This window comes from Paenibacillus sp. J31P190, from assembly GCF_059692075.1.
On the sequence record NZ_JCAUAS010000007.1, the window covers coordinates 56,217 to 71,211 of the forward strand.

A 14,995-nucleotide genomic window follows, 5' to 3' on the forward strand; every position below is an offset into this window, starting at 1 on the left:
CCTAATCAAAATGCTATAAAAACATTCTTTTTCAACCCTTGACGGAACCAAGCATGATACCTGATACAAAATGCTTTTGCAGAAATGGATACACGCAGAGAATAGGAACGATCGAGACAACCATAGCCGTAGCCTGGATAGAAAAGGGTGTGACACTCGATCTTGACATGGCGGCCATCTGTGCTTCTCCTGAAGGTACCATTGACTGATTGATGACTTGCATCATCCGATAAGTAAGCGTACGTAAGTTCTCGTCCTGGACGAAATAAGCCGAATCGAGCCATGAGTTCCACTGACCTGAGCCCAAGAATAGACTCATTGTCGCCAGCAGCGGCATGGAGACCGGAAGAATGATTTTCAGGAAAATATGAATCTCGGAAGCTCCATCCATCCGGGCTGACTCCCCAAGCTCATCGGGGATTTCCCTGAAAAAAGAGATCGCAATCAGCAGAAAGAACAGATTCAGCATGCTCGGAATCACATATACGCCGAATGTATTGATCAGCTTTAGGCTCTTCAAAACAATATAGTAAGAGATCAATCCACCTGAAAAATTCATGGAAACGATGACAATTAAGAAGTAGCCTTTGCGAAAGATCAAATCTTTCTTGCTCAGTCCATAAGCGACCAGACAAGTAAAGAGAACTGCAAGCACTGTCCCCAAGACGGTTCGGAGCACCGAGATGCCTAGCGATTTGATCCATTTCGGATTTTCGAGAAAATAAAGATAGTTACCGAGTGTGAAGCTTCTAGGCCATAGATACATGCCTCCAGCGGCTGTGTCGGTGCCGGCGTTAAACGTGATCAACAAAATGTAATAGAACGGATATACCGTAATGAAAACGATAATGACTAGGACGATTGCTATAATGGAATCCAGCACGCGATCCTCGACTGTTTTTCTTCTGCGCAAAATGAACCACCTCTTTTTTCTTGTCGTGCTAGAACAATCCGGTTCCCGACAGCCGTTTGGCGATGGCGTTGCTGGTGAAAATCAGGATAACCGAAATGACGGATTGCATCAAGTCAATTGCAGTCGCGAACGAGAATCTCCCTTGAGCGAGTCCAATCGTGAAGGCATACGTTTGGATGATCTGCGACGTCTCGCTGTTTAATGTATTGCCAAGCAGCATCGACTGTTCGAAGTTCGACCCGACTAATCCGCCGCCAAGCATACTTCCAATGGTTAGAATCAAAACGACGATGCTTGCGTTCTTCAGTCCAGGCAGCGTAATATAGAGAATTCGCTTAAGCCTCCCCGCTCCATCGATTTCCGCAGCCTCATAGAGCGACGGGTCGATACCGGCAAGTGCCGCAAGAAAGATAATCGTCCACCATCCCGCCTCTTTCCAGATGGCCGTAGAAACCGCAAGTCCCCAGAAAGCGTCGGGGTTCGTCAGAATGTCGAGAGGTTTATCAACGAGATGAAGCGCTTGCAACAGGTAGTTAATGATGCCGAAACCGCTTGAGAAGAACGAATAAGCAATGCCGGTTACGACTACCCAGGAGATGAAATGAGGCAAGTAACTAACCGTCTGGACGAACCGTTTGAGGAATACATGCTTCACTTCGCTAAGCAGAATAGCAAACAGGATCGGGATCGGGTAAGAGAAGATAATTTTTAACAAGCTTAAAACCAGCGTATTACGTACTAACATCGGGAAATTGTAATCATTAATTAACTCCTTGAAATGGGCGAACCCTGCCCATGGGCTTGTAAATATGCCTTCAATTCCCGTCGATATTTTGTAATTCTTGAACGCGATAATAATACCGAACATGGGAATGTAACTAAAAATCAACAGGAATAAAAGACCTAACCAGACGAATATCTGAAATGGCAGTTGATTTTGAAAGCGTTTTAAAAATAAGTCGTTGTTCATGGCTATCACCACCCTCTAGATTTATTTTTATTATTTTCTCTATGTCTAAATTATAATTTGAAGGGGGCTGGGAGGATACGGTTCTTTTCCAAGATAAGTGTGCCTATTTTAAAGAAAGCTTATTGCAGCACAAAACCCCATTCTACATACTAAAGAAGAATGGGGTTCTATGTAGTCTAAATGCTCACAAAGGTTTTATGAAAAAAGCATACTGGTAAACATTTGGAGTAATTTGATATTCCCGATGAATAGTAGTACTCCAACCATTATCTCCACCGAGTCCGGTATGTGCATGATCGATGTTTAACCAGATACGATCACCGCGTACAAGATCCGATTGGTGCCGTGCAGCTGCGTATTCCGCAACCGAATTGCGATGCACATCGAAATGAAGCGGCCGTTCTCCTTCCACTCGGATGCCCCTTCCCATTGAATCGGATAGTTCCAACCAGCGGACATCTTCCTTGCCGCCGCATTCTACCGGCACGATATAAGGATAATGTTGTTCGTCTACTGAGCTGTGATACAATCCGACAGGAGCGCTTGTCTTACGGTCGATGTAGTTCTCATGCAATCCTCTACCGTACCATTTCAATATAGCGAACATCTCTGGCAGGGCTCCGAATCGGCGTCATAGATCGCTTCCGGCGCCCAAGCACAGCCGGCATCCGGAGGCGCAACTTCTACCATCCTCTGCTCGGACCAATGAATCAGATCATTCGATTCCCATATCAGGATGGAGCGGCTGCCTTCGGTTACGGCGCGATGCCAACTTCCGTTTCCGTGCGCCTTGAGTTCCGTCTCCAACAAGAATAACTTATCCCCTTGGGGCGAACGGGTCATGAACGGATCGCGCACACCTCTCTCCCCTAATTGAGAAGCTCGTTCCCGATAAAGGAGAGAAGCGGAACGAAAGCGAATCTTTCCTATTATGCCTGAATACTTGGGTTGGAGCTACATAGCTTCCTCTACAGTTTCACCTGCTGCATCAACCCGTCTTCGCCAAAGGTGAGGGGGTCTATGCAAACTTCGCGGTGATAGCCTTTTCCTTGTGTAAACCGGGTCAGCGGCGTGACAAACCGGTGATACGCAATCCAATACTTATCGGTGCCCGGCTCCTGGAGAATTGAATGATGAGCGGTGCCGAGCATATCCTTTTCCTTATTTTTGACAAGCACCGGGTAGCGGTAAGTTACTGGACCGTAAAGATGCTCCGCCGTGCCATAGTTCACGTGGTAATCCTCGCTGCCGGTGTCATCGCAGGACCACGTGAAGTGATACTGCCCGCCACGCCTCAGAACGGTGACCGCCTCCCGGAAGTCGTGCAGTCCGGCAAGATTCTTCATCGTATCCTCAATGACGCTTACCATATCTTCGCCGAGCTGTACGATTGCAGGGTGTGCATTTCCAAACAGTATGTAAGCCGTACCGTCATCCTGGGTAAAGACGGATGGGTCAATGGTCTGGCCCATGGCGATTCCCAGACGCTTCATCTGTTCCATGGTAATAAGCGGCTCCGGTTGCGCGCGAAACTGCCCTGCCGGAGTTTCGGCAACCGCAACCCCTATGGCGCTCTCTCCGCTTTCCATTTTGCCACAGAAATAATAGTAATATTTACCGTCTATGCTGGCAATGGCTGGAGCCCATGCGCTGCCGACAGCCCAGGGTACATCTTCCGTCGCAAGATCCAAAATCACGCCTTCGTCTTTCCAAATGCGCATGTCAGCCGAAGAAAACGCATGAAATTGCGTGCCCGACCAGCCCGTGAAGCCGTCGGTTGTGGGATAAAGGTAATAGCGGTCGCCGAACTTCACAAGATCCGGGTCAGCAAATTGTCCGGACAGCACCTGATGGCCGTCGCCAAACGCCGCCAGAAGGCGGCTGCATTCATCAGCGGTAATAGGAAGGACTCCGCCATGGCGTTTCTTAGTTTTCCCCAAATCGAACGACCCTTCCGGCAGAACCCGGAATTCTCCGCTTTCAAGGTCGGAGGTCAGCAAGGGGAGGTAGCCCTTTCCTTCCGCAAAGCGATCCACAATAAGGCACCACTCCTCGCGATCGTTCAACTTGAAAATTTGCGGGCCTTCCACACCTAACAATTCCTCCAAAGCCGGAGCGGACAGATTGGTAAAGGAGTCTTTTTCCAGTGATGTGCCTTTTTCGACCCGGATATTCTTAGTCGTTTCATCTTTGGAATAACGGTAGTAGGTACCATTTTGGGCAATGATCGTGGTATCAATGATGTGGTTATCCCGTTCAATATACTTTTCAGGCGCTATGAAGCTGCGGAAATCCCTGGTACGGGCGCTATAGATCTTTTGTTTCCGCTCTATTTCCTGCGGCTCCTGCGTCGCGGAGGCCCAGAACACCAGGAATTCGTCCGCAACTTCATCATAAATGGCCTCCGGCGCCCAGACGCAGCCGGCACCCGGTATGCCAAGCGTGATTGCCCACGGTGAAGACCAGTGCACCAGATCGGCGGATTCCCATACGATAATGTCGCGGCTTCCGGCATTCACCGCAGTGTCCCAGCCCTTTCCGTTTGCAATGCGGAGATCCGTGGCAATTAGATAAAACTTGTCCTCCTTAGGCGAGCGCACGATAAACGGATCCCTCACGCCCTTTTCCCCTAGTTCCGAACGTAGAACCGGTAAGCTCGCGTTCAGGTCTTTCCAATGCAAGCCATCCTCACTATAAGAGAAATAGACCTGTTCACCCTCAAGCTGCTCCCCGATAAAATGTACCAAAAGGTAACCTGAATATTTGCTGTTATGTACTGTCAAAATAAAGTCCTCCCCTTTATGGAATTTTCGATTCGTTCCATTTTCCTCTCCGCCGCCTTTGCCGTCATCGTTAATATAAACGGACAGGTAACCGTCATATTCTTCGTGATCGGGCATTCTCCGCTCGGCACGAAAGTGGATCATTCATATGATGTCTTTGCTGCGAGGGTTTAAAGACAAAAGTCTTCAAACGGTCGATACCACGTAACGTTTTCCGCTTTCAGCATGGAACCCGATACAGCCGTTTCCCACTTGAGAATAAGTAATTACTTCGCCATCTTGCGTAATCCTTACGTTCTGCCTCGCGAGCACTTTGCAAGTCTGCGTTTGTGAAGCTGCGATTTCCGCCTTTGACAATGCGCCGCCCTTCCACTCCATATCGACTTCATAGCCTCCTCGGCCCCGCAAGCCTTTGACAAACCCGTCTTTCCAGGCATCGGGCAGCGCTGGCAGGAGTTCCAAGTATCCTTGATGCGATTGCAGCAGCAGCTCTGCGATCCCTGCTGTGGCTGCAAAGTTTCCGTCGATTTGGAAAGGAGGATGCGCGTCGAACAGATTGGCATAGACGCCGCCTCTGTCATGATTAATCGGTTCGTCCCCCTTAATGAGAGTCAACAAATTCGAGATTAACCGCTCTGCGCGATTGCCGTCCTTGAATCTTGCCCATAAGCCGATTTTCCAGCCCAGACTCCATCCCGTTCCCCCGTCCCCCCTAATTTCAAGCGATGTCTTCGCAGCTTGGAACAGATCGGGAGCAGAATGGTCCGTAATCAGCCGCCCCGGATAGACCCCGACAAGATGAGAGACGTGACGATGATGGACATCCTCTCCTTCGAAATCCTGCGACCATTCCTGCAATTGACCCTGCTTGCCGATTTGGAGCGGCAGCAGCCTTTGCTTCGTTTCCAGCAGTGTCTTCGCAAAATCTTCATCGATCTTCAGCTGTTCTGCCGCCTGGATACAGTTTTCGAAACATTCACCGATCAAAGATAAGTCCATGGTCGACGCCTCGCTTACGGCATAGTGCTTATCGCCAACCACAAATTTCTGCTCCGGAGAGGTCGAAGGCGAAGTAATGAAATGACCATCTTTATCTTCAATGAGCCAATCAAAACAGAATAACGCTGCTTCCTTCATGATGGGGTACGCCATTTCCCGTAAAAACACCTCATCCCCGCTGAAGGCATAATGCTCCCATAAATGCTGGGTCAACCAGATGCCACCCATCGGCCAAAACGCCCATACCGGGTCTCCAATTCCAAAATCGCCAACCGGCGCCGTCTGGGCCCACAAATCCGAGTTATGGTGCGCCACCCACCCTCTTGCGCCATAATTCGTTTCCGCCGTCTTCTTGCCGTTCCGTGCCAACCTGCCAATAAAATCAATCAAAGCCTCATGCATTTCCGCCAAATTGCAAGACTCTGCGGGCCAGTAGTTCATCTCTGCATTAATATTAAGCGTATAGTTGCTGCTCCACGGCGCCCGCGTTTCCTCATTCCATATGCCTTGAAGATTGGCAGGCTGAGTTCCCGAGCGGGAGCTTGCAATCAACAGATACCGTCCGTAATGGAACAGAAGTTCGACCAGACCGGGGTCGCTGCTGCCAAATTCGGCAATTCGCCGATCGGTCGGCATATCGGAGGGGGCTATGCTCTCCCCCAGAGACAAGGAAACTCTGCCGAACAGCTTGTTATGATCGTCAAGATGCGGTTTCGAATCACCTCATACGGCTTACCGCTAACGGCGTGGATGGCATCCGTTGTAATTTGCTTCAGATTCAGTTCGGAACTGCTCGCACCAATGCTTGGATCAAAGGAGGTCACCGCGTTGAAATACAATATCGCGCTAGTCGCTCCAATCACGTGCAAGCCGTCCGCATCAACCTTCATCGTTCCGCCTTCATGCACCGCAGCCAACCGTCCCTGGAACTTCAATGCTTGCGTGGTCTCCGAGTCTCCGTAACGAACGGGATCTTCTATATGGTGATAACTTGGGGAAACGTACTCCGGCGCATGGCCGGAAATAGCGTAGTGTTCGGATTCATAGGACGAAGTGAATCTTAGCGGACTATCTAATTTGGCCCGAAAACTGAGCTGTCCCGCCTTGCTCGATTGTAACCGCACGATAATGGCTTGGTCGGGATAAGAGGCAAATATTTCACGGGAATACTGAACGCCTCCAACGGAATAATCGACTGTAGCGATTCCCGCAGACAGATCGAGCTTTCGGCGGTATTGCCCGTATACATTGCCATGATCCATAACCAGCTGCAAGTCGCCGAATGGCAAATAAGATTGCGTAAAGGGACCCATCATTTCCTTGCAAAGCCGATCTGCTTCCTCATACTTGCCTTGCGCGATAAGCTCTCTCACCTTCAGCAAGACTTCTTTCGCCCCCGGATTATTCCAATCACTAGGGTAACCGGACCAAAGTGTATCTTCATTCAAAGCAATACGTTCTTTCTCGACACCGCCAAAAACCATCGCGCCAAGTTTGCCATTTCCAACAGGAAGGGCTTCCGTCCAATAAACGGCGGGGGAATGAAACTGTATATTCATGGTGATTTCCTTTCCTTCTCTTTCAGAATAAAAATTGCCGATTACTCGTTGTTCAAACCGAATAATCCAAAAGATTTCAGATTGGCAGGCACTCCTGCGGGCAAAGCCGTGAATAAGATTCTCACGTAACGACAAGCATTCGGGGCGAGCAACTCAATCACGGTGTCCATCTCTTCTCTGTTATTGCGATGATCAAGCAATGTACGCCATTCATTTCCATCATTGGATCCTTCAAGCACAAACTGATATACCCCTTTGCAATCAAACTCCAGCTCAACCCGTTTCGGATACTTGACCCCCTCCAAATCGAGCGTCCACCACTCCCCGGGGTTTATGCTGCTTGCTCTCCATGAAGTGCTCGTCTCAGCATTGTTGGCGTTGCTCTTGGCATATCCTTTGGCTTCGCTGCTTGCTCGAATGGGCCGATGCGTAGAGAGATCGAGCATTTCTATGCTGAACCTGGATTTATCCTGATTGCCTCCCTGAATCCGGGGGATCGTCATGTCCGGTTCTATAGTGGCACCTTCACCAACCGATGTGATGAGGATGACTGCACCTTGCAAACCGGGCGAAGTCGCCGAAATGACCGTTTCGCCCGCATAATAAGAACGGAATGTAATAGCCCCTATTCCTTCAATGATGGCGAGTCCTGTTTCGGCGTTCATGAACTTAGGATCATAAGACGGGAATTGACCGGGACCGGATATAACCTTCAGCGTGATATCTGCAGTTGCATCCACCCGGTTTCCATATTCATTTACCAGTTGTACAACCAGCTGAATATCGTCCGTACCGTCGTTCCTTATCGTCGTTTGGCTTCCCACGCCCGGATTAAGCTTGATCCTCTTAGGCGTGCCCGGTTCGGGCCATTCCGGTTCAGTATTGCCGTGAGCAGGAGGCCGGATCCCTAAATAGGCAAGGTTATGAGCATTCGCACCCGCTTGTTTGGCAAAAAAATTAAACCGGTACCAGTACCAACTGCGCAAGGGGAGACGATAGTAATCGATAATCCCCATGTGTCCCATATCGTTGGCCAGACTTCCGTGATGGAAGCCGCACCATACGGCTTGCCCACTGCGCCACTTGGGGGCGGCAAAGCGATACGGATCGGTTTGGCTTGCTGAGATGTGGTCGTAGAACGGAAGATATTCCCCCGGCCGATCCATCACTTCGCTTCCATATTCGGAAATGACTTGCGGGCATTCTGGACGTTCCGACTCCGGGTCATCGACACGCTCATCGCCATCCCACTTCAAATAGAAGCCTCCGCCGTCACCGTTCAAACCAGCAACATCCGAAATCTCCGGCTGGTCCAAATTCCACCTTTGCCCGCCGCCGGCTGCCGCTTTACGTGTCGGGTCTTCCTCGTGCGATACTTTCACCATTTTCTTAATGAGTTCAATCGCCTTCTCCTTGACGGATTCATGGCTAAAGAACGGCTCATTGCACATGCTCCATACGATAATGCTGGGACGATTTCGATTGATGCGGATCATTTCGCGCAATTGCTGAATGGCGCTTTGTTCGAAGCCCTTTTGGTGCGCTTCCAATACCGGATAAGCGCTGCACTTCCCCCAATGTGTCTGCTCTCCCGTGTCGCCAGCCGTTCCGCCAATTCCCCAGAAGGTCGCTTCAGACCAGAATAGAATGCCGTAGTAGTCGCAAGCGCGGGCAAAAGCCGGATGATGGGGGTAATGGCTGCCCCGAATGAAGTTCATTCCCGCATCCTTGATCATTCGGACATCCCGGTAAATAGCCGCCTGGGTAACCGCATCGCCCCAGCCCGCCTGATCCTGATGAACGTTCGCCCCGTTTAAATACACATGCTTGCCATTCAAATAAAATCCTTCGTGAGCCGTCCACTCCATCCATCGGAAGCCCATCTTATCCTCATAAACATCCGTAACGGCTCCATCAGCGACTACTTCGGTTGAAATACGGTAAAGGTACGGATCTTCAGGACACCAAAGTCGCGGATTCATAATAGGTTCGCTGACGGAATCAAACTGCTGCACTCCGCCGGCCGGCACGGTATGCGTACTTTCCATTTCGGTCAGCACTTGACCTTGATGATCTGTAACGATCGTGCGAACCGTGGCCACTTTGTCTATGCCCGAATGGTTGATGACCTCCGTTTGCATCCGCACCTTCATTTGCACATCATCATCGCCGGAAGCGAGCAAGGTAGTGGAAACAAACGTACCGTTCCAAGCGACATGAAGAGGCTCCGTTAGGGTTAAGCTTACATCCCGATAAATGCCGCCGGAGAAAGTATGCTCCCCGGAACGCGGCGCAATTTGACCGTTCCATTCATTATTCACTCGAACGGCAATGACATTGTCTCCTGGGCGCAGAAACTCGGTGATATGGATACTGAACCCGGTATACCCGCCTTCATGCCTGCCGGCAAAACTACCGTTCACATATACTTCCGCTATCTGGAACACGCCTTCAAATTCCAAGTGAACGATCTTGTTGTTGTCCCAGTCCGAATCCATCTCCACATGTTTACGGTACCAACCGTATCCGACATACCATTCGTTTTCCATAAAGTAAGGGATGCTGAAAGAATGGGGCAGCCCGGTATGACTCCATGCGGCATCGTCATAATCCGCTTGTTCCGGGCCATGATCGCTGAATCCTTCCCAGTCTCCCCTAATGAATTTCCATTCCCTGTTGATATTGATTGTTGTACGAGGTCCCTTGGGTCTCAATCTTATCACTCACTCCCAAAATGAAATGCCAGTCGCATTGCGAATTAATTTCATAAGAACTGACCCTGAAATGATTTCGATCTCAGGGTCAGTCTTTTTTGTTATTGTTTTCGAAATCGCCGCTTTAATTAGACGGATTCAAGACGAAATTATCAAACGCAATTCTTGTGACCGTACAGTAACCGCCGATCGTTGCAGATGTAGATGCAGCTTCTGTAGTAAAGTTAATCGTCATGCTGTGAAAATTATTATCGGAAGTGATATTTTGGTTGATCTGGGTACCGCCGTAATTTTTTACATAAGCGTAGCCTTGACCTGTACCCGATACGCCTTTGCCATCGACCGTCAATGTGTACGTGGTATTTGGAGAAAGCCCGGTTATCGTTTGCTCTACGTAGTTACCCGGGTTCTTGAGCTCAACACCGTAAGTGCTGTTGTATGCAGCCCAAACCTGAGCGGCTGCTCCGGAGCCTGTCCATCCATTGATGTTGCCGGATTCAAAGTTGCCGTTTTGAACCAGAACAGGACCTTTATTTAAGGAAAAATCATCAAATTGGACTCTTGTTGCCGTGCAAGAAGCTCCGATCGTTACGGATGTAGTTGTGGGTCCTGTGACAAAGTAAATCGCTTCACCGTGCCAATTGTTATCCGAAATAACATTTCTGTTGATCTGGGTACCGCCGTAATTTTTAACGTAAACGTAGCCTTGACCTGTACCCGATACGCCTTTGGTATTGACCGTCAACACGTAGGAGGTATTTGGACTGAGCCCGGTTATCGTTTGCTCGGCATAGTTGCCCGAGTTAGTGAGCTGAAGCCCGTAAGAGCCGTTGGCTGCAGCATAAGTGTAGGCAGCGAGTCCAGAGCCTGTCCATCCGGAGGTATTGCCGGATTCAAAGTTGCCATTTTGAACTAATACGGGCCCCTGATTCACGGCAAAATTATCAAGCTGAATTCTTCCGGCTGTGTCATTTACACCGATCGTTGCGGATGTAGATGTCGGGCCAGTGACAAAGCTAACTGTAGTAGTGTGGAAAGTATTATCGGAAATAATGCCTTGGCTGAGCTGGGAAGCGCCGTAATCTTTGACATAAACAAAGCCTCGACCTGTACCCGATACGCCTTTGGCATCGACCGTAAGATTGTATAAGGTATTCGGACTGAGCCCGGTTATCGTTTGCTCTGCGTAATTACCGGGGCTTTTGAGATCAAGACCGAAAGAGCTGTTGACTGCGGCAGAAATGTGCAGTGACAGTCCATTGCCTGTCCAAACGACGGTATTGCCGTTCTCAAAATCGCCATTCTTCACCAGTGACGAGCTACTGTTCTGAAGCACCCTGAACTCGTTGAAAGAAGCTGCCAAGCCAGCTGACATTCCTGTCACGGTAATCCGGACATATCTGGCAGTAGCGTTAAAAGGATCGTTATTCGTCTTATAAGTGCTGTTGCCTGCCGTCCTGTCCACTACTGTCGTCCAGTTGGTATTATCAGTCGATATCTCAATCTTATACAAGTGAGTTAAATTGTTGGAATCCCATATTACTTTGGTGCCATGAATCGCTTTGTTGCTGCCAAGGTCTACCTTCCACCAATGGCCGGTATTGGTATCATTAGCGGTCCAGTTGGTCCGATGATTGCCATCGTTGCCGCTGGAAGCCGGATTGCCGGGCTTTTCGCTATCCGAGCTGGCAGCCGCGTTCAACGCCAGATTGGTGTAAAGAGGTGTCGGAACCGGAATCGGCGTGTAACTTGCCCCGCCTGGAGCTACAACCCGAATGTTGCTGGTGTTGCTGCCGATATTAATATTTCCTGCAGCGGGGGTCAGAATCAGATTGCCGTTGACCACCAGATTCTCAAAGGTGACGTCTTGAACCAGGCGGTTCGGGCTATAGCCGGTAATACCGTTGCCATTATTATTGCCGGTATAGGTGATATTCTTGAAATAGACATTTTTAATTCCGCGTCCCGGGCCAGTCTGACCGGCGGTCCAAACATTATTGATATTCACAATCGAATTCACATAATTATCCTCAATCCGGATATCTGTAAACTGAACGTTCTGGATCAGGTTTCCATCGCCATTCGTAAACTGTATAGGGCTCATGGGACTTCCTGTATTATTCAGCATGATGTCGATATTCGAGAAGCTTATCGAATCCATCAGAAGACCGCCTTCATATTCAGTCGGATCGCCATGAGTACCGAAATTAATCGGACGAGCAACGTCGGGCATCAAAGTCATGTTCGTTACCGTTATATTCGTGGTATTACCCCAAAAATTCGATTCCGGGCGAGCGGTGTAAAACGCCATACTATCATCGCCGGAGCGGATAAAACCGTCATTGACCGTAACATTGGAAGAGCCCATACTGTCAATGCCGTCGGTCCAGCTCTTGTAGCTGAAGCCTTTGAGGTTGTTTATCATAACATTATTGGCATTTTGCAGATCGACTAAATCGCCGCCTCCGCCTCCCATGCCGTAGTCGTTTACGATGATGCCGTCGATCGTGATGTTCTCGGCATAGTTGACCGATATGCCTCTCCAGCCCGGATGATCCAATATCCCACGGCCTATGACTGCAGAGTTAGTGGCATTATCCAAAAACACACCGCCTTTGACGACCGCTCCGCCGGCGATATAAAGGGTCTTGCCGCTGGGCACCGTGTAACCCTGGTTATAAACACCAGGAGCAAGGTAAATGACGTTCGGATCGCTAGGACTTGGAGGATTGACCTCCAGCGGATTTGCAAAAAGATGAAGATTGTGATTGATATCTCCATTAACCTCTACCGAGAGCTTAGTAGGACCGGATATCGTAAAGGTCAATGTATTGCCGTTGATCGCAGGGGTGATGCCTTTGCTCGTCGGACGGACTTTAGCTGTTGAGACAGTTCCGGCATTATAGGTCACGGATACATCCACAGGACCGTCCGTATCGAAGTAAACAAAGGATGCATGAGAGGGATGATAACCCCCTACTGTCGTATCATATTCGTCCAGGTCCTGCCATGCCCCGCCGTTTGCACGTACCTTTACGGTGAAGTCGGTGTTAAGTGCTGCTCCGCCTGGAGGGTTTGGATAGGTAACCAATGTCGTGGCAGCATGAACTTCAGTTGGAAAACTAAACGATAGCGAGGCGAATAATGCAAGCATTGCCATAAAAACGGATAATGCTTTGTACCTTTTACTGTTTCTTTTCTTTAACAAAGTAACTCCTCCTTCGTTTTTTGTTTTGACATAACGAATCATCTAAATCTTGATTCTTGCTCTCACCTCCAGACTTGGTATAAAATCCAACGACAGATCATTTCAGAATGGTCTGTCGTTGGATGATTTGCATGCTGCACTTTTACAGATTACTTTTTAAATCCGTCATAAGATTTTTGCATAATTTCCTTGTAGCGTTTCAGGTTTAGCTTGTCCAGACCAGCCACATAGGCGTCCCAGTCTTTGTTCAGATCTTTCGAACCCATGATGAATTGAAGCGCGTTCTGATTGATGTAATCCTTGATGTTCTTCTGCAGCATGGCTAATTCATCCACGACGGACGGATCGATCCAAACCGCATCATACGGGTAAAACTCCTTCGGCTGTTTGCCGTCGTACAGGTGCGTTGCTTCCTGCAGTCGGCGCTCGTAACCGGTTGGCCCATAAATGTCCGTCCCCTGAACATTGCCATCGCGGAATGACTTAGGCTGGAAGTATTGCGAAGTAGCGCCCCAAGAATCATTGCGAGGCTTCTCCCCTTCCTTGCCCGGAATTTGGGCAAATATCGGTTTCACGCTCTTCTCGAGAGCGACATCGCCATCTTGCGGCTTGCGCCACTCTACGCCTTCCTGCCCGAAGTTGGAAAGCAGCTGGCCTTCTTCCGTATACAAGTAGTCAAGCAGCTTGATGGCAGCGATTTGCACTTCTTTACTGGCCTTATTGGTCAACACGAAGCCTGCTGTGGAGCTATATGGAGAGCCGTACGTTGTGTATTGTGCATGCGGCCCTTGCAGCGGAGGAACTGCATTATAGTCCTTACCGTTTGGGTTCCCCACCGCATCCACAAAAACGTACGGATGCATGGCGGCTGCCGCACCGAGAATTGCTGTTGCGTTGTTTCCAATTTTCCACAGTGCCTCGCCATTTTGGCTAAAAGTGGCCGAGTCAATCAGCTTCTCGTCATACAGCGATTTGATATAAGCCAGACCTTCCTTCCATTCCGGCTTGTTCGCCGCCGAATCAACCTTGCCGCCATTTACGTTGAGATGAACATTGCCGTCGTCGTAAATAAATGCGTTCATGAAATAAGGAATAAGTTGCGAGCCATTGGCATCGCCCGTGCTGCTGACCGGAATTTCATCTTGCTTTCCGTTGCCGTTCGGATCCTTCGTCTTGAACGCTTCCAGCACTTTCTTCATGTCGTCCGTCGTTTTTGGCACTTCCAGGTCAAGCTTCTTCAGCCAGCTAGTGTTGAGCCACAGCTTACTACCAAAGGAGCAGTGATAGCATTCGTTAAATTGGCTTAGGCCGTATATTTTCCCATCCGGAGCCGTATTCGCAGCCTTGTAGAGCGGATATTTGTCAAATGCGGCTTTGATGTTCGGCCCATATTTGTCGATCAAATCGTTGAGCGGAACAATAACGCCATCCTTGGAGTACTTAAGCAAATCTATTTGGGGAAATCCGGTAATCCACGGAACAGTCATGAACAAGTCTGGATAGTCGCCGCTGGCAAGCGCAATTTGCCTTTTTTCGGTTGCGCCGTCATTCGGTACCGTCTGCCAATCAAACTTGATATTGAATTTTTGTTCAGCCAATTTCGTAAACGTGTTAGTCGCAAAATCCATGTCAGGATTTGCTGTGGCGAAAATCTTGATTTTTACCGGTGTGCTGTTGGCTGTGCTTTGCTGTCCTTTTGAATCGTTCGCTGTTTTCTGCGCTTCTCCCGCATTTTCACTGTCAGAACTGCATGCGGAAAGCAAAAGGCTGCTAATGAGCAGAGTGGCAGAGATTATAGTCAAATACTTTTTCATTTACGTCGCCCCTTCAAATTGAGTTCATGTCAAAT

The 14,995-nt window shown here is 49.1% G+C and carries 8 protein-coding genes and 1 pseudogene; all 9 read right to left on the reverse strand.

Annotated elements, in window-relative coordinates; translation table 11 throughout:
- Window positions 1-31: 31 nt before the first annotated feature.
- Window positions 32-913 carry a carbohydrate ABC transporter permease gene (locus tag AC58U0_RS15080; protein ID WP_497379757.1) on the reverse strand — a complete coding sequence of 294 codons (882 nt, stop codon included), beginning with the start codon at window positions 911-913 and terminating at the stop codon, window positions 32-34.
- 28 nt (window positions 914-941) lie between these two features.
- Window positions 942-1,883: an ABC transporter permease gene (locus AC58U0_RS15085; protein ID WP_497379758.1), complete on the reverse strand. Its 942-nt coding sequence runs from the start codon at window positions 1,881-1,883 to the stop codon at window positions 942-944.
- A gap of 184 nt (window positions 1,884-2,067) precedes the next feature.
- Complete coding sequence (locus AC58U0_RS15090; RefSeq protein ID WP_497379759.1) at window positions 2,068-2,490, reverse strand: beta-galactosidase small subunit-related protein; 423 nt, start codon at window positions 2,488-2,490, stop codon at window positions 2,068-2,070.
- A complete protein-coding gene (locus AC58U0_RS15095) occupies window positions 2,475-2,816 on the reverse strand; it encodes a hypothetical protein (RefSeq protein WP_497379927.1) in 342 nt (113 codons plus the stop codon). Before AC58U0_RS15095 ends, AC58U0_RS15090 begins: the two co-directional genes overlap by 16 nt.
- Window positions 2,817-2,851: 35 nt before the next feature.
- Complete coding sequence (locus tag AC58U0_RS15100; RefSeq protein WP_497379760.1) at window positions 2,852-4,783, reverse strand: glycoside hydrolase family 43 protein; 1,932 nt, start codon at window positions 4,781-4,783, stop codon at window positions 2,852-2,854.
- 69 nt (window positions 4,784-4,852) lie between these two features.
- A pseudogene (locus tag AC58U0_RS15105) lies at window positions 4,853-7,224 on the reverse strand (glycoside hydrolase family 95 protein).
- A gap of 41 nt (window positions 7,225-7,265) precedes the next feature.
- Window positions 7,266-9,938 carry a glycoside hydrolase family 2 protein gene (locus tag AC58U0_RS15110; protein ID WP_497379761.1) on the reverse strand — a complete coding sequence of 891 codons (2,673 nt, stop codon included), beginning with the start codon at window positions 9,936-9,938 and terminating at the stop codon, window positions 7,266-7,268.
- A 124-nt stretch (window positions 9,939-10,062) separates the two neighbouring features.
- Window positions 10,063-13,146 carry a discoidin domain-containing protein gene (locus AC58U0_RS15115; protein ID WP_497379762.1) on the reverse strand — a complete coding sequence of 1,028 codons (3,084 nt, stop codon included), beginning with the start codon at window positions 13,144-13,146 and terminating at the stop codon, window positions 10,063-10,065.
- 149 nt (window positions 13,147-13,295) lie between these two features.
- Complete coding sequence (locus AC58U0_RS15120) at window positions 13,296-14,960, reverse strand: type 2 periplasmic-binding domain-containing protein (RefSeq protein WP_497379763.1); 1,665 nt, start codon at window positions 14,958-14,960, stop codon at window positions 13,296-13,298.
- Between the last annotated feature and the right edge of the window lie 35 nt (window positions 14,961-14,995).

Bases quoted from the DNA above. Each gene is read 5' to 3' on its own strand.
- AC58U0_RS15090 (WP_497379759.1), bottom strand. From the start codon at position 2,490: ATGTTCGCTATATTGAAATGGTACGGTAGAGGATTGCATGAGAACTAC.
- AC58U0_RS15120 (WP_497379763.1), bottom strand. From the start codon at position 14,960: ATGAAAAAGTATTTGACTATAATCTCTGCCACTCTGCTCATTAGCAGC.
- AC58U0_RS15100 (WP_497379760.1), bottom strand. From the start codon at position 4,783: ATGCCCGATCACGAAGAATATGACGGTTACCTGTCCGTTTATATTAAC.
- AC58U0_RS15085 (WP_497379758.1), bottom strand. From the start codon at position 1,883: ATGAACAACGACTTATTTTTAAAACGCTTTCAAAATCAACTGCCATTT.